The organism is Micromonospora sp. CA-248212 (assembly GCF_050948405.1).
In the GTDB taxonomy this organism is placed as follows: domain Bacteria; phylum Actinomycetota; class Actinomycetes; order Mycobacteriales; family Micromonosporaceae; genus Micromonospora.
In genome coordinates this window covers 2,322,498-2,341,073 of sequence record NZ_CP192023.1, presented here as the reverse complement: position 1 = coordinate 2,341,073, position 18,576 = coordinate 2,322,498, and the positions used below count along the sequence as shown (strand labels likewise).

Below are 18,576 nucleotides of genomic sequence, written 5' to 3'. Positions count from 1 at the left end.
CGGGGTGGACGACACGACACGCGACGCCCTGCGGCGCTCGGTCGGTACGCGTGCCCGGCGTTGGCTGCTCGCGGGCACCCTCCTGGCGGGGCTGCTCACCGCCGTGGCGCTCGTCGCGACCGCGGCGCCCGCCGATCGGACGTTCGTCGACCTGTCGGGTGCGGTCCAGAGTCTGCTGTCGGTGGCGACGCCACTGTTCGGCATCCTGCTCGCGCACGATCCGCGCCGGGAGTCCGCCGGTGTTGTCCCGACGGCGCTCGGAGTGCTGCTGCCGGCCGTCGTGATCGGGGTGGCCGGTGTGGTGATCTGCGCCGCGACGCTGGCGCTGAGCCCGGCCGACGGGGCGGCTGACCCGTGGCGGCACGCCGGCACGGTCGCGGTGGGCAGCGTGCTGGTGCAGGTGGTCGCCGGCCTGGTCGGCACCGGGCTCGGTCTGCTGCTGGGCTCGCGGGTGGTCGCGTTCCTCGCCACGATCGTCCTCCCGCTGGGCCTGTTCGGGCTGTTGGAGGCCGTCGACGCGCTGCGTCCGGCGCTGCCGTGGCTCACCCCGTTCGGCAGCGTCCGCAACCTGCTCTCCGGGGAGATGAGCGTGTTGCGGTGGGCGCAGTGGCTGTGCGTACTCCTGATCTGGGGTGTTGGTCTGAACGCGCTCGGCGCGGCCGTGCGCGGCCGGCGTCACCCCTGACGTAGTCGACGGTCCGGCGTTCATCCCCCGTCCAGAGTGGGCGCCCACCGCTGCGCCGACATCCACGTGTCGATCGTCGAAAGATTCTGTTACGGGCCATTGACGCCCGTTGCACGGGGGTGATCTGATCGCGCTCTCAGAGAATCTTTCATCTTTCGATGGATGGGAGCCCCATGCCCAGGTTCCGCCGCACCGCGCTCGCCGCGGCACTCACGATCGTCACGGCCGCGCTGTCGACCGCCGTCGCGCTGCCCGCCCCCGCGACCGCCGCGCTGCCCACCGCAGCCGTGGCGCTCGGCGACAGCTTCATCAGCGGGGAGGGCGCCGGCGCGTACACGCCGGTGGTCGACGCCAACGGGGTCACCCAGGGCTTCCCCGGCTGGTCCGCCCCGAACAACAACGCGTACTTCTGCCACCGGTCGGCCAACGCCTCGCTGAACCAGGCGAACCTGCCGGGCATCCAGAACCGGTTCAACCTGGCCTGCTCCGGCGGCCAGCCGCACGACATCGCGACCGCCTCCCAGGCCCGGACCAACGGCCGTACGGTGGCCGCGCAGCTCGACCAGCTCCGTGCCGTCGCGCAGACCCAGGACATCGACCTGGTGCTGATCGGCCTCGGTTCCAACAACAGCTCGTTCACCTTCGGCAGCGTCGCGGAGACGTGCGCCAACCGGTTCATCGCCGACGCCTGGACCGGCTGGTGGGAGTTCTGGGCGTACCTGAACGGGCCGGTCGAGCAGAAGCCGTGCAGCGACGCCGACCTGGCCACCGCCGCGCAGCTCAGCGCCGCGACCGCGGAGACCACCGCCGCCGTACGCCAGATCCTCACCACCCTCGACCAGGTGGACGCGGACGGACAGCACCGGGTGGTGTTCCAGGACTACACCAACCCGCTGCCGCAGGAGCTGAACGCGGCGTTCCACGAGGAGGACGGCCGCGACGACACCCGGGACAAGTTCCGTGACCTCGGCGCCGAGCGGTACGCGGCCGGCTGCCCGATCCACCGGGCCAGCCTCGCCCCCGGGCACCGCTTCTCGCAGGGACTCGGCGGCATCGTGAAGTCCACCCGGGACACCCTGGCCGCCGAGTTCCCCAACGACGATCTGGTCTATCTGAACGTGCAGCGGGCCTTCGACGGCGCGCGGCTGTGCGAGTCGACGTCCAGCCCGGCCGGCGCGCTGGCCACCCCGATCCGGTTGCAGGACGGCGCCACGGGCACCTTCGTGACGAGCCTCGCCGGTAAGGACAAGATCGCCATCCAGCGGATCGCCAACACCTGCGTCAGCTACTTCCAGACGTGCCAGGAGTCGTGGCACCCCAACGCCACCGGACACCAGGTGCTCGGCCAGTGCCTCGCCGGCGCCGCCGTCACCGCCGCCCGCGCGGTGTCGTGTGTCCGTGCGAGCAACGGGGCGATCTCGGTCTCCTGACCGGTCTCGCCACCGGAGGCCCCGTCATCCGACGGGGCCTCCGTCGTGTCGACTCAGTCCTCCTGCTCGACCGGCGTCCGTTCGCCGTCGCGCTCCACCTCGATCGGCGCGTGGTCCTTGCGCGGCGCGACCTCGGCGGTGGTGCGGTGCGGATCGTTGTCCGGGTGCATGAGCACCGCGTCGGTCTTGGGGGTCTTCTCGCGGACCTCGTCCGGCTGCGACATGCCGTTCCCCTCTCCGTCGGCGTCCGCCTGACCTACCCACCGCCGCGCCGACGACTCCTCGGCGAAGACGGTTCGGCCCCCGAAGCCCGAATGTCCCCGTCGCGGGGATCGACCGGCGGACGACGGGGTTAGCCGTCCGGGCGACGGGTAAGCCGCCTCGCCCGACACGGCGGAAGGGGATCACACATGTCCGAACGACACACCGCACTGCGCTCGATGCACGATCTGGGTCTGGCGGCCTGGTTCGGCGGCTCCCTCATGGGTGCCTTCGGCGTCAACGGCGCGGCAGCGAAGATCAACGACTCGACCCAGCGGCTCCCGGTCGCCTCGGCCGGATGGTCCAAGTGGACACCGGTCAACGCGGCCGCGATCGGCGCGCACCTCGCCGGCGCGGTCGGCGAACTGGTCACCGAGAGCCCGCGGGTGGCGGCCCAGCGTGGAGTTGGCCGCGCCAGCGCCATCAAGACGGCGCTGACGATCGGCGCGCTGGCCGTCACCGGCTACAGCCGGTTGGTCGGTATGCGGTTGGAGAAGGCGGGCGGACCGCCGGTGAGCGGCGCCACCGAGCCCAACCACCAGACACCGGCCAGCGTCGCCTCATCGCAGCGGCAGATGAAGCTGCTCCAGTGGGCGATCCCGGCGCTGACCGGATCGCTGGTCGTGGTCACCGCGTACATGGGTGAGCAGCAGAAGCCCGGTCAGGTGCTGCGGGGCCTGATGAGCCGTGCCGGCGGGATGCGCAGCGCCCCGATGGGCCTGGCCAAGATCGGCATGAGCGTCGGCGGCAAGCGCCAGATGGCGATGGCCGGACGCTGAGCGTCGGGCCGGCCGGGGCCCCGCCGGACCGTCGACGGCGGGACGCCGGCCGGCCCTGCGCCGCGCGGCACTTCGGGGTGGGCACGGGTCGCACCGGCGCCGGCCCACCCCGCGCCCACGCCCGGTGGACAGGACCGGGAGGGGCAACCCGTCCGTCGACAGCGGCGGACCGACCGAAGAGGTGGCCATGACGGCACACGAGGGACGCGGCGGTGACCGGCTCGAACCGGAGGCGACCAACCCGTGGGGAACCAGCGACGGCCTCGACGCCGACGCGCCCTGGGGCGCGGGCGACGACTCCCCGATGGACGAGGGCAGCGAGGAGACGGCGGTGCCCGAGGGGCGGCGCGGTGAACGGCGGGCGGGCTTGCCGGACGGGCAGAGCGGCCCGGCCGGACGGCACGGCTTCGGCTCGGTCGAGCCCACCCGCACCACGATGGCGGGGCCGGGCGCGCCGCCCGATCCCGCGCCCAGCGGACGGACGTTCCCCGACGAGGCGGAGGTCACCGACCGGTCCCAGGACGCGCTGCGCAGCCGGGGTCGCCGCTCCTGAGCAGCGGCCCCGTCAGGTGCGCCGGACGTGGGCACCCGCGAAGGCCGTCGGTCAGCCGCGCGAGGCCGCGACGGCCGGACCGTCGGGCGTCCGACGCGGCCCGACGGGCACCGGTGTGTCGCCGAGCATCGTCTCGGCGAGCAGCTGCGCCAGCCGCGTCGCGTCCCGCTGGGCCTGCCCGGCGCAGCAGTTGTTGAACAGGACGTGCAGGTCGTCGACGTCCCCAGCCAACCCGGCCAGCCGTTCCGCCCAGGCGCGTAGCTCCTGCTCGGCGTACGCGTAGCGGAACTTGTCCTGCTTGTCGCCGTCGCGCCACGCGTCACTGTGGCCGTGGAAACGGACGATCGCCGGCTCCGCCGTCCGCACCAGGATCGGCGGCACCGACGAGGGGTGCCCCTGCGGCATGTCGACGCAGACCAGTGAGAGGTCGTGCGCGCGCAGCAGATCCAGGGTCGCGGTCGTGGCCGCGCCGTCGAACCAGGACCCGTGCCGCAGCTCCACCGCCACCCGCCACGGCCGGCAGCGCTGCGCCAGCTCCACGATGCGCCGCTCGGCGGCGGCGCTTCGGGCCAGCCAGGGCGGAAACTGCAGGAGGACAGTGCCCAACTTGCCGGCGGCCGCGATCGGGGCCAGCGCCGCCCGGAAGCGGGACCACAGCTCCTCGTACGCCTGCTCGGGCAGGTCGCGGCGACGGACCCGGCCGGCGCCGGCGGTCGGCCGCAGGTCGCGTGGCAGCGCGGCGACCTGCGTGGGATGCCCGGTGAAGAGGCTGAACGCCTTGACGTCGAAGGTGAAGTCGTCGGGCGTGGCGTCGACCCAGCCCTGTGTCGTCTCCGGGACCGGGACGGCGTAGTAGGAGGTGTCCACCTCGACGAGCGGGAACCGGCCCGCGTAGAAGGCCAGCCGGCCGGCCGGCGTGTTGGCCGAGCGGGGATACCAGCCCGAGCGCAGCAGCGACTGGTCCGCCCAGGACGACGTGCCCACCTTGATGACACCCATGTCATTCAGTGGACAGTCCCGCACCGCGATCGGCAACCGCTGACGCCCGATGCCCACGTCGTGTCCGACCTGGAAGTGTCGGTGCCCGGTCCTAGGCTGCGGGCCGACGGACTTCGAGGAGAGGGCGACACCATGACCAGCACCGCGCAGCTCACCGGGGAACGGGCCGACCTGTTGCAGACGCTGCGCCGGCACCGGGGCTTCCTCCTGCAGACCGTCGACGGTCTGACCGACGAGCAGGCCGGCACCCGCAGCACCGTGAGCGAGCTCTGCCCCGGCGGGCTGATCAAGCACGTCGCGACCACCGAGGAGCGGTGGATGCTGTTCGCCGTGGGTGGCGCCGAGGAGATGCAGCGGACCGAGATCGACTGGGTCGGCCAGTTCCAGATGTCGCCGGGCGAGACCCTGGCCGGGCTGGTCGAGCGGTTCCAGGCGGTGGCCGCGCACACCGACGAGCTGATCGCCACCCTCGACCTGGACGCGGCGCACCCGCTGCCGCAGGCGCCCTGGTTCGAGCCGGGCGCGAGTTGGACGGTGCGTCGGGTCCTGCTGCACCTGATCGCCGAGACGTCCCAGCACGCCGGGCACGCCGACATCCTGCGGGAGGCGATCGACGGGGCGAAGACCATGGGCTGACCCGCGATCCGGCGGTCACCGGCCCGCGTGCACGTCGTGTTCCTCGTCCCCCCGCGCGAGCGGATGTGACATCGCCCGCCAGAGCGGCGCTGAGGGACACGAGATGAACGCGGACCGGATGGACGGCGAGACCGCCGAGCAGCTGCTCGGCGGTCTTCCCGTCGACGAGTCCGCCGGCACGCATCCGGTCGGGCTGCTGCTGACGGCGGCCCGCGCCGCTGCGCGGCCCGGCGAGCTGGCCGGTCTGGGCAGCGCCGTGCGGGGCTTCCGCCAGGCCCAGGCACACCGCCACCGGTCTCCCCCGGCCCAGCGGGACGCGCCCGTGCAGGAGCAGGGCTCGACGGCTGCCGATCTCAGGACCGGAACGGGGACGTCGGGGGCCTGACCGGCTGGGTGGAGCGCTCGCCGGCGTACGCGTCGGTGCGGCCCCAGCGCCCGGGAACGCCGAGCAGGTCGACACGGCCGAACCCCGCGGGCAGAGCGGGCCTGACCAACAGGTCCTCACCGGTGGGTCGCAGACCCAGCAGGGTGCCGAGCAACATCAGCAGGCCTCCCGAGGACCACGACTTCGGGCGTCCGGCCGACGGCAACTGGACCGGATACTTCGTCAAGCTCCGTTCGTAGCCGGCGATCAGCTCGGGTACCGCCCCGCCGAGCGTCTGGGCCAGGTCGAAGATGCCCTTCGCGATCCGGGCCGCGTGCGCGTCGAACCGGTAGTGCCGCAGCCCGGCGGCGATCAGGGCGTTGTCCGACGGCCACACCGCCCCCAGGTGCGACCCCACCGGGTTGTACGGGCGCTGACCGGCGGCGTACGTCCGCACGCCCCAGCCGTTGAAGAGCTGGGGCCCCAGGAGGTGCTCGGCGACCGCCTCGGCCCGATCGTCCGCGACGATCCCGCTCCACAGCAGGTGCCCGATGTTTGACGACAGGGCGTCGACCGGTTCGCCGTACGGGTCCAGCGCCAGCGCGTAGTACTCCCGGTGGGGCAGCCAGAAGTCCCGGTTGAACCGCTCCTTCAGCGCCGTGGCCTCCCGGTCGAGACGGTCGGCGTACTCCGGGTCGCCCCAGAACTCGCGGGCCAGCCGGGCGCCGCGCCGCTTCGCGTCGTACGCGTAACCCTGCAACTCACAGGTGGCGCGGGGGAACTCGGGCAGCCGTCCCTGCGCGTCGATGATCGCGTCCGAGGAGTCCTTCCAGGACTGGTTGACCGCGCCGACGCGCTCATTGCGGCGCTGGTAGCGCACGTAGCCGTCGCCGGTCATGTCGCCGTACTCGTCGATCCAGTCCAGCGCCATCCGGGCCGGCTGGCGCAGCTCGCGGACGAGCTGGGCGTCACCGGACCAGCGCTCGTACTCGTCGAGCAGCACCACGAACAACGGGGTGATGTCCGCGGCGGCGTAGTACACCGCGCTCGGTCGCTCACCGAAGACGCTCGACTCGCCGTAACGGAGCTCAGAGACGATCTTGCCGGGCTCCTCCTCGCGTTCGTCGTCGAGGTGCCCGCCCTGCAGCAGGGCCAGCATCCGCAGCGTGGCCGGCGTCAACTCCGGGGTGAAGGCCAGCGTCTCCAGGCAGGTGATGATGCTGTCCCGCCCCAGGAAGGCCATCGACCACGGGAGGCCGGCGACCGGCACACGCTCGGCGGTCGACAGTGGCCGGTACCGCAGCGCGGCCAGGTCGGCGAGGCTCCCCCGGTACATCTCCTCCAGGCCCCCGCGCTCGGCCACCAACCGCGGCGCACGGTCCAGCCAGGCCGCCAGGTCCTCCCGCATCCCGGTGCGGACGGCCCGCTGGTGCGCATGGAGGCTGGCGCGCATGTCCTGGCCGCCCTCCCCGACGACGGTCAGGACGACGTGCAGGTCGGTCTCCCAGCGCCCGTGCGGGGGGATGCGGATCCGGAACGTCATCCCGCCCTCGTCGACGTCGACCGCGGCGGTGCTGCTGACCGTCGTCTCCCGGACGAACCGCTGCCGCTCGTAGCGCAGGGTGAGCCGTTGGCGCGCGGAGTCGACGTCGACCCGTACATCCCGCCGCCGCAGGTTCCCGATCTCGGTGATGTCGGCGAAGTCGCTGCCCATCTCCATCCGTACGGTCAGCTCGGCGGGCTGCGGCGAGTGGTTCAGCACGGTGATCTTCTCGTGGAAGCAATCGTGGACCGAGCGGTGCCGGATGATCGACAGGTCGGCGTCGACGTAGTGGCTCGCGGCGCCGGGCACCAGGAAGAACCGGGTCTCGAAGTACGTCATGTCGTCCCGGGAGAGGGCGTTGATCCGCTCGCCGTCGACGGTCAGCACCCAGTGCGAGAGGAAGCGCGTGTCGAACGCGAAGAGCCCGACGGGCGCCTGTGGATCCACCTCGACGTCACCCTGGGCGTCGCTGATGGCGAACACGTTGCCGGCGAGGACGTGCACGAGCTCCTGCCTCATGGTTGGCCGCCCGGCCCGCCGGTCGCCGCCCGCCCGGCCGGCGCGCTCCGCCGGGCCAACGCGGCCCGCCCCAGCTCGCGCGGGTGCCGGGCGCCCCTCGGCCCCGGCAGGACACGCCGCAGCACCAGCAGCAGCCGCATGTCGCCCCGCAGGGTCAGCTCGTTGCGCAGCAGCGCCGTGCCCGGGGGCAGGTCACCGTTGACCAACTCGTCGAAGACCGCCCGGGGCGCGCGGACGACCAGGTCCGCGTCGTCGGCCGAGCGGCTGACCCGGATGTGCTGGTCCGCCACGGTCAGGTACCAGTGCTCGGTGTACCCGTCGTCGCGCAGGTCCAGCCGGAGCGTCCCGGCCATCGTCTCGGGCAGGTCGAAAGGCCGGCCCGTCTCCAGGTGCTCCAGGTAGCTCGTCGCCGTCGTGCCCATCACATCCCCTCCCGCATCCCCGCAGAGTCCCTCGCGCCAGGGTGATCGGGAGTCACCCGAATCGGGTGAACCCGCGAGCTCCGCGCCCCCGCGATCTTGCACTTTCGGTGGTGACATATCGGTCGAGAGAACGCGAATCGACAGCAGAAACTGCAAGATCGCGAGGGGACTCGGGGGCGGGGAGGGTTGGGTTTGTTTGGCACGGGGGGTGGTGGGCAGGCACCGACGCCAGGACGGTGACGGCAAGGGGGGGTCGACATGCGGGCGCTGCGGCTGCGGGAGTGGAAGTCGACACCGGAGCTGGTCGAGGTTCCCGAGCCGACGCCAGGTCCAGGTCAGGTGGTGGTACGGATCGGAGGCGCGGGCGCCTGCCACTCGGATCTGCACCTGATGGACGAGTTCGAGCCGGGCGCGATGCCGTGGAATCCGCCGTTCACCCTCGGGCATGAGAACGCGGGCTGGGTACACACACTCGGCGACGGGGTCTCCGGGTTGACGGTGGGGCAGCCCGTGGCGGTGTTCGGCTCGTGGGGGTGCGGCACCTGCGCCCGGTGCCGCCTCGGCATCGACCCGTACTGCGAGAACCCGGCCGGCGCGCCGGTGCCGAGCGGAGGTGGCGGGCTGGGCCTGGACGGCGGGATGGCCGAGTACCAGTTGGTCCCGGACGCGCGGCATCTCGTGCCGCTGCCGAACGGGCTCGACCCGGTGCACGCCGCCCCGCTGACCGACGCGGGTCTCACCCCGTACCACGCCATCCGGCGGTCGTGGCCGAACCTGCCGCCGGGCAGCACCGCCGTTGTGATCGGCGTCGGCGGGCTGGGACACGTCGGCGTGCAGATCCTCAAGGCGACCACGGCCGCGCGGGTGATCGCCGTGGACACCCGCGCCGAGGCGCTCGACCTGGCGCGGGAGTACGGCGCCGACCGCACGGTCACCCCGGGCCCCGAGGCCACCGAGGAGATCCGGCGGGCCACCGGTGGGCGGGGCGCCGACGTGGTGCTGGACTTCGTCGGCAGCGACGCCACCCTGACGCTCGGCGCGGCGGTGGCCCGCACCGTGGGTGATCTCACGATCGTGGGCATCGGTGGGGGCACGCTGGGAGTCTCGTTCTTCTCCGTGCCGTACGAGGTGAGCATCGCGACGACGTACTGGGGGAGCCGGCCCGAACTGGTGGAGGTGCTGGACCTCGGCGCGCGGGGCCTGGTCCGGCCGAAGATCACCACGTTCGCGTTGGAGGACGCGCTTGACGCGTACCGGCAGATGCGCGACGGGACGCTCGAAGGCCGGGCGGTGATCGTGCCGTGAGCCCGGCGGACGCCGGGCGTCAGCCGCGCTCGAGCAGGCCCCGGACGTAGGCGGCCTGGCCGGCATGCTGCGCGTCGTCGTCGGCGATGCTGACCAGCCGCACGCCGAGGCTGACCGGCGGGTCCCACGACTCGTCGACGATGCGGTCCAGGTCCGCCGGGCGCAAGCCGGCGAGAAACGATCGGGTACGCGCCGAGACCGCGCCGTAGTAGTCGACGAGCGCCTGCGCGCTCTCCGGCCGTACCCCTGCGACCTGGGCGGGCGTGTGACCGTAGCCGGTGTCGTGCGGGTCGGCGACGAGCCCGAAGCGCCCCGCCCAGTCGCCACCGGTCCAGATCTGCTCGGCGTCGAGCAGGTCGGCGACGTGGTGGTCCTGGACGCGGGTCAGGTGCCAGACGAGCCAGCCGATCGAGTTGGCCCCCTCGGCGGGCGCCCAGCGCAGCTGCTCCGGCGTGAGGCCGTCGACCGCCGCGCGGACGAGGTCGGGCAGCCGGTCGTACGTCTCGGTCAGCAGGTCACTCACGTCCACGGGTACGCCTCCTGGTGGGTCTTGGATCACCGTACCGCCGGCCACCGACGGCCGAACCTCGGCCGCTACCGTGATCACGTGGTCGCCGCGCTGGAGCTGTATCTGGACCCGGACGCCACGCGGCGGATCCGGGTGCTGTGGGACGCCCTGGAGGCCGAGGGTGTGCAGAGCATGCGCTCGCTGCTCCAGCAGCGCCACCGCCCGCACGTGTCCCTCGCGGTGGCGCCCCGTTTCGACCCGGAGCGGGTGGCCGAGGCGCTGAGCGGAACGGTCGTGGCGGCTCCGCTGCGCCTCGACTTCCAGCACGCCGGGCAGTTCGTCGGTCGGGTGCTGTGGCTCGGTCCGACGCCGACGGCGGAACTGCTGGCGCATCACCGGCTGGTGCACGGCCGGCTCGCCGCCGCCGGTATCGAACTGGTCGAGCACTACCAGCCGGGGCGCTGGGTGCCGCACTGCACGCTGTCCATGCGGGTGCCGAACACGCTGATGGCCGCCGCGGTGCGCCGCTGTCTGGAGGTGCTGCCGCTGACAGCGACAGTGGTCGGCGCGGCGCTCACCGACCACGCCCGTGGTATCGCCCACCCGCTGCGCTGAGCAGGCCCGACCGCGGGGCAAGTTGTCCGGTTTGGCGGGCCTGAGTCGGGAAACCGAAAACAGGGGGTGCGGACGCGGCCCGACGTGGGATGGTTCGACGTGGATGCCGTACCGGTGGCGACCCGCGTGCGCGGGTCGCCCGGCCGGGCGCGCGGGGCACACCGCGTCGCCCGCGACGGCTTCGACGACGAGAGGCAGGGCCCATGCAGGCTCAGCGCAGGCCACCGCGGAGCGAGCGGAGCCAGACCAAGCACGACCGCACCGGCGGTGGCCTGACCGGTGCCGCCACCCCGCTGACCATCTGGGCCGCCGCCGTGCTGCTCGGTCGCATCGGCGCCGGCGACGACGACCTCGAGGACGAGCGGCACATCCTGCGCGGCATCGAGTGAGCGTCGTTCACAGCCAGCCGCGGCGCTTGAAGACCAGGTAGAGGGTGCCGCAGACCAGCACCATGAGCAGGAGCGCGAACAGGTAGCCGAAGCGCCAGTTCAACTCGGGCATGTGCACGAAGTTCATCCCGTACACCGTGCCGATCAGGGTGGGGGCGAACAGGATCGCGGCCCACGAGGAGACCTTCTTCAACTCCTCGTTCTGCGCGTAGCTGGCGGCCGTGAGGCTGCGCATCTCCTCGTTCTGCTGCTGCGAGACCAGCGTGGCGTTGACGGTGAGGATGTTCTGCAGCAGGTGCCGGAACCCGTCCACCCGCTCCACCACCTGGGTGAGGTGGTCGATGACGTCACGCAGGTAGCGGCGCAGCTCCTCGTCGGTGCCGTAGCTGCCGGCGCCGGCCGCCAGGGAGTCGAGCATGCCCAGCAGTGGGCGGGCGGCCCGCTGGAACTCGATGACCTCCCGGCTGAGCCCGTAGATGCGCCGGCTGGCGTTCGGGTCACCACCGAACACCTGGGTCTCGATCTCGTCGATGTCGTTCTCCAACCCGGCGACCACCGGCGCGTACCCGTCGACGACCTGGTCCAGGATCGCGTACAGCACCGCCTCGGGACCCCGGGCGAGCATCGGCGCGTCGGCCTCCATGCGACGTCGTACCGCGGCCAGGTCGGGCGCCTCTCCGTGCCGGACCGTGACCACGAAACCGGGCCCGATGAACAGGTGCAGCTCGGAGAACTCCACCTCCTCCCGCAGGTCGTCGTAGCGGGCGGCGCGCAGCACCACGAAGAGGGTGTGCCCGTACCGTTCCAGCTTGGGCCGCTGGTGCGCGTTGATCGCGTCCTCAACCGCCAGGTCGTGCAGACGGAACTCGCGCGCCAACGAGGAGATCTGGTCGATGTCGGGGCGGTACAACCCGATCCAGGCCATCGCGTGGTCCTGCGTCTGCAGGCAGGCGTACGTCTCGGCGAGACCGGCCGGTGAGGCGAACCGGTGTCCGCGGATGTAGACCGCGCTGTCCACCAGACGGCCGGTGGACGGGCTCCCCGGCTGTGCGGGCGGGACGGCCCCGACCCGGGCCTCGTGCTCGTCGAGCTGACGGCCGAAGCCGTCGCCCCGGCGGAAGCGGCGGCCACCAACCACGAGCCCGCTCCCCTCCCGGCGCTGCCCGGCCCGGGGTTCGGGACGGGGGCGCTGCTTCCCCGGTGCTTACGACCCGAAACCCGGGGCCCCGGGCCGGTGCACGCGACGGACGGTTTCCGCACACCGCCGGACGGATGGCGACCACACGGCGGATACTCGCGGTGACCATGGGCGGGACGGGGGTGACGCCGGTGGAGGTGAACAGGCGTGCCGGCCGGCGGACCGACCGGGTACGGCGCTGGCTGCTCGCCGACGAGTCGCAGCAGCCGGTGCCGCAGGGCCCCGGCGGTCGCCCACCCGAGCAGCGCCACCACCCGTGGTGGAAGGTGATGTGCCTGACCGGCGTCGACTACTTCTCGACGCTGGGCTACCAGCCGGGGATCGCGGCGCTGGCGGCGGGGGCGCTCTCGCCGGTGGCGACCCTGGTGCTGGTGCTGGTGACGCTGCTGGGCGCGCTGCCCGTCTACCGGCGGGTGGCGGTGGAGAGCCCGCACGGCGAGGGTTCGATCGCGATGCTCGTACGCCTGCTCAGCTACTGGCCGGGCAAGCTGTTCGTGCTGGTGCTGCTGGGCTTCGCGGCCACCGACTTCATCATCACCATCACCCTGTCCGCGGCCGACGCGACCGCCCACCTCGACGAGAACCCGTTCCTGCCCAGCGGCCTCAAGGGTCACGAGGTGGTCATCACGCTGCTGCTGGTGGCGCTGCTCGGCGCGGTGTTCCTCAAGGGGTTCGGCGAGGCCATCGGGATCGCCGTCGTCCTGGTCGCGGTCTACCTGACGCTGAATGCGGTGGTGATCGCCGACGCGCTGTGGCGGGTGGTGAGCCACCCGAGCGCGGTCGGGGACTGGACGAACGCCCTGACCACCGGACACGGGGATCCCCTGCTGGTGGTCGGGCTGTCCCTGCTCGTGTTCCCGAAGCTGGCGCTGGGTCTGTCCGGTTTCGAGACCGGGGTGGCGGTGATGCCGCACATCCGAGGGGACCGCCAAGACTCGGAGGACCGGCCGTTGGGCCGCATCCGGGGCGCGCGGCGGCTGCTCACCACGGCCGCCGCGACGATGAGCGTCTTCCTGATCACCAGCAGCGTGACCACCACCGTGCTGATCCCGCCCGAGGCCTTCCGGCCGGGCGGGGCCGCCAACGGCCGGGCACTGGCCTACCTGGCCCACCAGCATCTCGGCGGGGTGTTCGGCACCGTCTACGACCTCTCCACCATCGCGATCCTCTGGTTCGCGGGGGCGTCCGCGATGGCCGGGCTGCTGAACCTCGTACCCCGGTATCTGCCCCGCTACGGCATGGCGCCGACGTGGGCTCGCGCGGTCCGGCCGCTGGTCCTGGTGTTCACCGGCGTGGCGTTCCTCATCACGATCATTTTCTCCGCCAGCGTCGACGCGCAGGGCGGCGCGTACGCCACCGGGGTTCTGGTGTTGATCACCTCGGCGGCGACGGCCGTGACGCTCGCGGCGCGGCGGCGGCGTCAGCGCGGTCGCGCGGTCGCGTTCGGGGTCATCACGGTGGCGTTCGTCTACACCACCGTGGCGAACGTGGCAGAGCGGCCCGACGGCGTGAAGATCGCCGCCTGCTTCATCGGCGCGATGATCCTGGTGTCGGCGCTGTCGCGGGTGTCGCGGGCGTTCGAGCTGCGGGTCGACCGCGTCCAGCTCGACGAGCTGGCGAGCGCGATGATCGACGAGCGCTCCGGACGTCGCATCCGCCTGGTCGCGCACGAGCCGGAGCGCCGCGACCTCGCGGAGTACCGCGACAAGCTGGCCCAGACCATGGCGGACAACGACTTCCCCGACGACAGCGACGTGATCTTCGTCGAGGTCCGGGTCACCGATCCGTCGGACTTCGAGACGGGGTTGCTGGTACGCGGCAGCGTGGCGCACGACCGTTTCCCGGTGCTCAGCCTGGCCAGCTCCTCGGTGCCCAACGCGCTGGCCGCGCTGCTGTTGGAGATCCGCGACCGCAGCACGCGCCGCCCCCACATCTACTTCGAGTGGACCGAGGGCGGCCCGGCCCGCAACGTGCTGCGTTACCTGGCGTTCGGGCAGGGCGAGATCGTCTCGGTCACCCGGGAGATCCTGCGCCGCCAGGAGCCGGACCGGACGCGCCGGCCCCACGTGCACGCCGGCTGACCGGCTCGCCGAGCGCGGGTCGCGGCCGGTGAGGGTGGTCATATCGGCTGGACGACCGACCGGTGGCTGCTGCTAGCCTCGGCGCAGGTCATGAGTGCCAGCGCGAAGCCCCGGCTCGCTGGCCGGCAACCCTCCTCCGCGGTGGGGTGCCCCGGGTGAAGACCAGGCACCGGCGGGACGTCGGTGCAAGCGTGGCCTGGCACCCAGGTCAGCACCAAGACCCGGGAGACCGCATGCACATCCTCAGCCCCACGCCACCGGCCAGCCGCCGTACGCCGGCCCTGACCCGGCGCCGCCACGTGGACCTGATGCGAATGCGCAGCGCGGCGTGTACCGCCGCCTAAAGCGCTAACCCCTCCCCACCCCGCCTCACCCTTCTTCGCGTCGATCATGAAGTTGTTGCCCGCCTGACCGGCGTGTCGCGGCAATAACTTCATGGTCGACGGGATCGACGCATCCCTTTGGAGTTAGTTATGCGTATTTCTTCTCGTTTTGTTGCTGTTGGGGTTTCTTTGTTGACCGTTGGTTTGCTGGGTGCCTGCTCTGACGGGGGTGACTCTTCGGCGGGTGGCGGCGGGAACCCGTACGGTCTGGCGCAGCCGGGTGTGCTGCGGGCCGGCACGCTGACCGACGCCCCGCCCAACGTGTACCTCAAGGACGGCAAGTTCACCGGCTTCGACAACGACCTGCTGACCGCCGTGGCCGGCAAGCTCGGCCTGAAGGTGGAGTTCGTCGGCACCGACTTCTCCGCGCTGCTCTCCCAGGTCAACAACCACAAGTTCGACGTCGGAAGCTCCTCGATCACCATCACGGAGGCGCGCAAGAAGACCGTCGACTTCGGCAACGGGTACGACTTCGGCTACTTCGGGCTGGACGTGCCGGCCGGCTCGCCGATCAAGGGATTCGACCAGCTCACCGGCGAGCGTGTCGTGGTGGTGCAGGGCACCGTCCAGGACGACTACGCCACCGGCAAGCAGCTCGACCCGGTCCGCGTGCCGGACTACAACGGCGCGATCAACCAGCTCAAGGCGGGCACGGCCGACGCCTGGATCGCACCGGCCGAGATCGGCGAGAAGTCCGCCGCCGACAGCAACGGCAAGATCACCGTGGCGGCCAAGCAGCTCAGCCCGGCGCCGACCGCGTACGCCGTCGCCAAGGGCAGCGACAAGCTGCGCGAGGCGCTGAACAAGGCCCTCGACGAGGTCATCGCCGACGGCACCTGGAGCCGGTTGCAGGCGCAGTACTACCCGGGCCGGCCGATCCCGGCGGACTTCAAGCCGGGCAGCGGCAAGGCGACAGCCCCGTCCGCGTCCGGGTCGGCGCAACCGTCGGCGTCCGCGTCGGCCGCCTCCTGAGCGGCCGGCGGTGACGAGCGAGCAGGGCGGCAGGAGAGGCGAACGATGGATCCGTTGAGCACCCTCTGGGAAACGTTCTTCGACGTCGACGCGATGCGCGAGGCGTTGCCCGAGATGCTGACCGTCGGGCTGCCCAACACGCTGATCCTGGCGGTCTCCGCCGCCCTGCTCGGCACGGTGCTGGGTCTGCTGCTGGCCGTGGCCGGCATCTCCCGCAGTCGGTGGCTACGCTGGCCGGCGCGCGTCTACACGGACGTGTTCCGAGGGCTGCCGGCCGCGGCGACGATCCTGCTGATCGGCGTCGGGTTGGCGCCGCTGGGCATGCGGGTCTGGGGACCGGAACCGTACCCGCTGGGCATCCTCGCGCTGTCGCTGATCGCCGCCGCGTACATCGGGGAGATCTTCCGCTCCGGCATCCAGTCGGTGGAGGCCGCCCAACTGGAGGGCGCCCGGGCGCTCGGCTTCTCCTGGGCCGACGCGATGCGGCTGGTGATCATCCCGCAGGGCATCCGGCGGGTGCTGCCCGCCTGGGTCAACCAGCTCATCGCGCTGATCAAGGACTCCAGTCTGGTGTACTTCCTCGGCCTGGTGGCCAGCCAGCGCGAGCTGTTCCGGATCGGGCAGGACTACGCGGCCACCACCGGGAACGAATCCGCGCTGCTGCTGGCGGGCCTGTTCTACCTGGCGTTGACCGTCCCGCTGACCCACCTCGTCAACTGGATCGACCGGCGGCTGCGCCACGGCCGCCCGGCCACCGCGCCGGACGACGAGGACGACGACACGGCGCTGCCCGCCACGACGCAGGGAGACCGGCGATGACCACGACCTCGGTGAGCGTGCAGGCGCGCGACGTCCACCTGGCCTTCGGGCCGAACCGCGTGCTGCGCGGCGTCGACCTGACCGTGCCCCGCGGCGCGACGGCCTGCGTGATCGGACCGTCCGGTTCGGGCAAGTCCACCCTGCTGCGTACGCTCAACCGCCTCATCGAACCCGACCGCGGCGACGTGCTGCTGGACGGACGCAGCGTGCTGCGGGACGACCCGGACGCGCTACGCCAGCGGGTCGGCATGGTGTTCCAGCAGTTCAACCTCTTTCCGCACCTGAGCGTGCTGCGCAACGTCACGCTGGCGCTGCGCCGACTGCGCAAGCTCGGCCAGGACGAGGCGGTCCAGGTCGCCCGCGCGCAGTTGGAGCTGGTGGGGCTCGCCGGCAAGGCCGACGCCCGGCCCGCGCAGCTCTCCGGCGGTCAGCAGCAGCGGGTGGCGATCGCCCGGGCGCTGGCGCTGCGACCCGAGGTGATGCTCTTCGACGAGGCCACCTCGGCGCTCGACCCGGAGCTGGTCAAGGGGGTCCTCGGGGTGATGGCCGACCTGTCCGCCGCCGGAATGACCATGGTGGTGGTCACCCACGAGATGGGCTTCGCCCGGCAGGTCGCCGACACCGTGGCCTTCATGGACCGGGGCGTGGTGCTGGAGGCCGGCCCGCCGGAGCGGATCTTCGAGGGGGCCGAGCATCCCCGGCTGCGAAGCTTCCTCGCCCAGGTGCTCTGAGGAGACCGCTCAGCCAGCCTGGTGGCGCAGGTGCGCGGCGAACGCCTGCAGGTCGCCGAGCAGTTCCAGGATGGCGTTGCGGTAGGCCACCGACGCCCACAGGTGCAGCTCCTCGTCGTCCAGCCCGCCGAACGCGAGCGACAGCGCCTTGCGGCGACGTCGGTCGAGCACCTTGTGCGGGCGCGCGAGCAGGTCACCCTCGCGCCGCAACGCCTGGAGGTAGGCGGCCACCGCCTCCTGGTAGTGCCGCCCGGCGACCCGTTCCAGCAGGGTGAACTCGAAGACGTTCAACGCCGCCTCGGAATCCCAGTACGCGCTGTCGCGCACCGGCGCGCTCGCCACGTGCCGGCCCATGGCGTGCCGGGCCTCGTAGAGCAGCAGCACACCCCGGCCGGTGGTGCTCAGCGGCCGGCGCGGCGTCGGCAGCCGCAGCGTCCGCACCGGCGCGGCGGCGGTCAGGTCCACCGCACCTGCGTACGTCGGCAGGCGCTGCGTCGTCGACGCCGGCTCGGGCAGCAGGCAGGCCAGCTCCTGGTAGGGCACCGGGCCGCCGGAGGGCAGGGCGCGTACGGTCGCCTCGTGCAGCTCGCCGAGCGGCCGGTCGTCCGGGGGACGCCCCGGCGGCAGCGTGAGCACGAGGCCGTTGGCGCCGGGCACGGGCACAGCCAGCACGCAGGAGTTACGCAGGAACGCCCAGGTCGCCGCCGCTTCGCGGATACCACTCGCCACGGCCTGCGCGTCCGCCCGCCAGTCCTGGGCGATCCGTAGCCGCCGCGCCAGGTCGGCGGTGGCCGCGCCGTCGTGCGGATACAGCTCCCGTACGGCCCGGGGCAGCGACCCGGGGCGCAGCGCCAACGGGTCACCGGTGGGCGCGGGCACGGCGTGCCTCGGGCAGTCGGCGTCGGAGTGCGGGTCACCGTCGACCGCGTGGCAGTCGCCCAGCCAGCTCGCCCCGGGTGGTCCTGGCGGACGGGCGAACGCCAGGTGGGGCAACCGTCCGGTACGCAGGACCGTCTCGTACTGCGGCCGGGCGCGACCGGCCCGCAGCCCGTCCAGCGGCAGCACGGGGGCGAGGGTCACCACGGCGGCGAGGACTACGCAGTGCGGGCAGGCGTCGCGGACGCGGTAGCGCCGGAGGTGGTCCACGCCGGGCTGTTCCCACTGGACGCCGACGACGGCACCCTCCTGCGCCATCAGGTAGAGAAACCCGGTGGCGACACGCTCGCGGGTGACCGAGGCCAGCTCGTCGAGGAACTGCCGCTCGGTGACCACCCGCGGCTCGGCCGCGCTCGCCCCGCTGGTCATGGACACCCCCACCCGGACCGAACGCATCGACGATCGCCGAATGGCTTTCACCGTACCCGCCGACGACCTGCCCGAATGC

General features: G+C 72.4%; 20 protein-coding genes and 1 riboswitch. Of the genes, 13 read left to right on the top strand and 7 right to left on the bottom strand.

Annotated elements, in window-relative coordinates; all coding sequences use genetic code 11:
- Window positions 1-4: 4 nt before the first annotated feature.
- Window positions 5-685 carry a hypothetical protein gene (locus ACQP03_RS11455; protein ID WP_396832223.1) on the top strand — a complete coding sequence of 227 codons (681 nt, stop codon included), beginning with the start codon at window positions 5-7 and terminating at the stop codon, window positions 683-685.
- Window positions 686-858: 173 nt separating this feature from the next.
- Complete coding sequence (locus tag ACQP03_RS11450) at window positions 859-2,115, top strand: hypothetical protein (protein WP_396832224.1); 1,257 nt, start codon at window positions 859-861, stop codon at window positions 2,113-2,115.
- 53 nt (window positions 2,116-2,168) lie between these two features.
- Here ACQP03_RS11450 and ACQP03_RS11445 read toward each other — a convergent pair whose 3' ends face one another.
- Window positions 2,169-2,339 (bottom strand): hypothetical protein, encoded by a 171-nt coding sequence (locus tag ACQP03_RS11445; protein ID WP_355050353.1) that lies wholly within the window; start codon window positions 2,337-2,339, stop codon window positions 2,169-2,171.
- A 186-nt stretch (window positions 2,340-2,525) separates the two neighbouring features.
- Between ACQP03_RS11445 and ACQP03_RS11440 the strand changes: the two genes are divergently transcribed.
- A complete protein-coding gene (locus tag ACQP03_RS11440; protein WP_357120151.1) occupies window positions 2,526-3,155 on the top strand; it encodes a hypothetical protein in 630 nt (209 codons plus the stop codon).
- 187 nt (window positions 3,156-3,342) lie between these two features.
- Window positions 3,343-3,708 carry a hypothetical protein gene (locus ACQP03_RS11435; protein WP_433460861.1) on the top strand — a complete coding sequence of 122 codons (366 nt, stop codon included), beginning with the start codon at window positions 3,343-3,345 and terminating at the stop codon, window positions 3,706-3,708.
- A 51-nt stretch (window positions 3,709-3,759) separates the two neighbouring features.
- On the opposite strand, the gene ACQP03_RS11430 is transcribed toward ACQP03_RS11435, so the two are convergent.
- Window positions 3,760-4,707 (bottom strand): DUF72 domain-containing protein, encoded by a 948-nt coding sequence (locus ACQP03_RS11430; protein WP_433460860.1) that lies wholly within the window; start codon window positions 4,705-4,707, stop codon window positions 3,760-3,762.
- 132 nt (window positions 4,708-4,839) lie between these two features.
- On the opposite strand from ACQP03_RS11430, the gene ACQP03_RS11425 reads away from it, so the two are divergent.
- Both ACQP03_RS11425 and ACQP03_RS11420 read left to right on the top strand, forming a co-directional pair.
- Complete coding sequence (locus ACQP03_RS11425; protein WP_357120160.1) at window positions 4,840-5,343, top strand: DinB family protein; 504 nt, start codon at window positions 4,840-4,842, stop codon at window positions 5,341-5,343.
- Window positions 5,344-5,446: 103 nt separating this feature from the next.
- Complete coding sequence (locus tag ACQP03_RS11420; RefSeq protein ID WP_357120163.1) at window positions 5,447-5,728, top strand: hypothetical protein; 282 nt, start codon at window positions 5,447-5,449, stop codon at window positions 5,726-5,728.
- On the opposite strand, the gene ACQP03_RS11415 is transcribed toward ACQP03_RS11420, so the two are convergent.
- Window positions 5,697-7,769: an amylo-alpha-1,6-glucosidase gene (locus ACQP03_RS11415; RefSeq protein ID WP_396832228.1), complete on the bottom strand. Its 2,073-nt coding sequence runs from the start codon at window positions 7,767-7,769 to the stop codon at window positions 5,697-5,699. The genes ACQP03_RS11420 and ACQP03_RS11415 overlap by 32 nt on opposite strands.
- Window positions 7,766-8,191: an SCP2 sterol-binding domain-containing protein gene (locus ACQP03_RS11410; protein ID WP_357171538.1), complete on the bottom strand. Its 426-nt coding sequence runs from the start codon at window positions 8,189-8,191 to the stop codon at window positions 7,766-7,768. The genes ACQP03_RS11415 and ACQP03_RS11410 overlap by 4 nt, the downstream gene beginning before the upstream one ends.
- A gap of 258 nt (window positions 8,192-8,449) precedes the next feature.
- Here ACQP03_RS11410 and ACQP03_RS11405 point away from each other — a divergent pair, with 258 nt between their 5' ends.
- Window positions 8,450-9,496 carry an NAD(P)-dependent alcohol dehydrogenase gene (locus ACQP03_RS11405; protein ID WP_357171537.1) on the top strand — a complete coding sequence of 349 codons (1,047 nt, stop codon included), beginning with the start codon at window positions 8,450-8,452 and terminating at the stop codon, window positions 9,494-9,496.
- Window positions 9,497-9,515: 19 nt separating this feature from the next.
- Here ACQP03_RS11405 and ACQP03_RS11400 read toward each other — a convergent pair whose 3' ends face one another.
- The gene (locus tag ACQP03_RS11400; protein WP_357120175.1) at window positions 9,516-10,025 is read right to left on the bottom strand and encodes a mycothiol transferase; all 510 of its coding nucleotides are present in this window, start codon (window positions 10,023-10,025) and stop codon (window positions 9,516-9,518) included.
- 78 nt (window positions 10,026-10,103) lie between these two features.
- Here ACQP03_RS11400 and ACQP03_RS11395 point away from each other — a divergent pair, with 78 nt between their 5' ends.
- Both ACQP03_RS11395 and ACQP03_RS11390 read left to right on the top strand, forming a co-directional pair.
- On the top strand, window positions 10,104-10,619 hold the full coding sequence (locus tag ACQP03_RS11395; RefSeq protein WP_357171535.1) for a 2'-5' RNA ligase family protein: 516 nt from the start codon (window positions 10,104-10,106) through the stop codon (window positions 10,617-10,619).
- A gap of 203 nt (window positions 10,620-10,822) precedes the next feature.
- A complete protein-coding gene (locus ACQP03_RS11390; protein WP_357120179.1) occupies window positions 10,823-11,008 on the top strand; it encodes a hypothetical protein in 186 nt (61 codons plus the stop codon).
- A gap of 7 nt (window positions 11,009-11,015) precedes the next feature.
- Here ACQP03_RS11390 and corA read toward each other — a convergent pair whose 3' ends face one another.
- Window positions 11,016-12,146, bottom strand: coding sequence for a magnesium/cobalt transporter CorA (gene corA, locus ACQP03_RS11385; RefSeq protein ID WP_357120182.1), 1,131 nt, complete (start codon window positions 12,144-12,146; stop codon window positions 11,016-11,018).
- A 134-nt stretch (window positions 12,147-12,280) separates the two neighbouring features.
- Here corA and ACQP03_RS11380 point away from each other — a divergent pair, with 134 nt between their 5' ends.
- The 4 genes from ACQP03_RS11380 to ACQP03_RS11365 all read left to right on the top strand — a co-directional run bounded on the left by ACQP03_RS11380 (window position 12,281) and on the right by ACQP03_RS11365 (window position 17,192).
- A complete protein-coding gene (locus ACQP03_RS11380; RefSeq protein WP_357120185.1) occupies window positions 12,281-14,287 on the top strand; it encodes an amino acid transporter in 2,007 nt (668 codons plus the stop codon).
- Window positions 14,288-14,373: 86 nt separating this feature from the next.
- A riboswitch (SAM riboswitch) is annotated at window positions 14,374-14,485 on the top strand.
- 317 nt (window positions 14,486-14,802) lie between these two features.
- Entirely contained in the window at window positions 14,803-15,642 is an 840-nt protein-coding gene (locus ACQP03_RS11375; RefSeq protein WP_433460859.1) for an ABC transporter substrate-binding protein, read from the top strand.
- A gap of 45 nt (window positions 15,643-15,687) precedes the next feature.
- Window positions 15,688-16,461: an amino acid ABC transporter permease gene (locus tag ACQP03_RS11370; protein WP_357120191.1), complete on the top strand. Its 774-nt coding sequence runs from the start codon at window positions 15,688-15,690 to the stop codon at window positions 16,459-16,461.
- Window positions 16,458-17,192 (top strand): amino acid ABC transporter ATP-binding protein, encoded by a 735-nt coding sequence (locus ACQP03_RS11365; RefSeq protein WP_357120194.1) that lies wholly within the window; start codon window positions 16,458-16,460, stop codon window positions 17,190-17,192. Before ACQP03_RS11370 ends, ACQP03_RS11365 begins: the two co-directional genes overlap by 4 nt.
- A 9-nt stretch (window positions 17,193-17,201) precedes the next feature.
- Here ACQP03_RS11365 and ACQP03_RS11360 read toward each other — a convergent pair whose 3' ends face one another.
- Window positions 17,202-18,497 (bottom strand): hypothetical protein, encoded by a 1,296-nt coding sequence (locus ACQP03_RS11360; protein WP_357120197.1) that lies wholly within the window; start codon window positions 18,495-18,497, stop codon window positions 17,202-17,204.
- Between the last annotated feature and the right edge of the window lie 79 nt (window positions 18,498-18,576).

Excerpts from the sequence above, each read along its gene's own strand:
- ACQP03_RS11410 (WP_357171538.1), bottom strand. The coding sequence starts at position 8,191 with ATGGGCACGACGGCGACGAGCTACCTGGAGCACCTGGAGACGGGCCGG.
- ACQP03_RS11435 (WP_433460861.1), top strand. The coding sequence starts at position 3,343 with ATGACGGCACACGAGGGACGCGGCGGTGACCGGCTCGAACCGGAGGCG.
- ACQP03_RS11415 (WP_396832228.1), bottom strand. The coding sequence starts at position 7,769 with ATGAGGCAGGAGCTCGTGCACGTCCTCGCCGGCAACGTGTTCGCCATC.
- ACQP03_RS11450 (WP_396832224.1), top strand. The coding sequence starts at position 859 with ATGCCCAGGTTCCGCCGCACCGCGCTCGCCGCGGCACTCACGATCGTC.
- ACQP03_RS11360 (WP_357120197.1), bottom strand. The coding sequence starts at position 18,497 with ATGACCAGCGGGGCGAGCGCGGCCGAGCCGCGGGTGGTCACCGAGCGG.
- ACQP03_RS11390 (WP_357120179.1), top strand. The coding sequence starts at position 10,823 with ATGCAGGCTCAGCGCAGGCCACCGCGGAGCGAGCGGAGCCAGACCAAG.
- ACQP03_RS11380 (WP_357120185.1), top strand. The coding sequence starts at position 12,281 with ATGGCGACCACACGGCGGATACTCGCGGTGACCATGGGCGGGACGGGG.
- ACQP03_RS11425 (WP_357120160.1), top strand. The coding sequence starts at position 4,840 with ATGACCAGCACCGCGCAGCTCACCGGGGAACGGGCCGACCTGTTGCAG.
- ACQP03_RS11445 (WP_355050353.1), bottom strand. The coding sequence starts at position 2,339 with ATGTCGCAGCCGGACGAGGTCCGCGAGAAGACCCCCAAGACCGACGCG.
- ACQP03_RS11365 (WP_357120194.1), top strand. The coding sequence starts at position 16,458 with ATGACCACGACCTCGGTGAGCGTGCAGGCGCGCGACGTCCACCTGGCC.
- ACQP03_RS11370 (WP_357120191.1), top strand. The coding sequence starts at position 15,688 with ATGGATCCGTTGAGCACCCTCTGGGAAACGTTCTTCGACGTCGACGCG.
- ACQP03_RS11440 (WP_357120151.1), top strand. The coding sequence starts at position 2,526 with ATGTCCGAACGACACACCGCACTGCGCTCGATGCACGATCTGGGTCTG.
- ACQP03_RS11405 (WP_357171537.1), top strand. The coding sequence starts at position 8,450 with ATGCGGGCGCTGCGGCTGCGGGAGTGGAAGTCGACACCGGAGCTGGTC.
- ACQP03_RS11430 (WP_433460860.1), bottom strand. The coding sequence starts at position 4,707 with ATGGGTGTCATCAAGGTGGGCACGTCGTCCTGGGCGGACCAGTCGCTG.
- ACQP03_RS11420 (WP_357120163.1), top strand. The coding sequence starts at position 5,447 with ATGAACGCGGACCGGATGGACGGCGAGACCGCCGAGCAGCTGCTCGGC.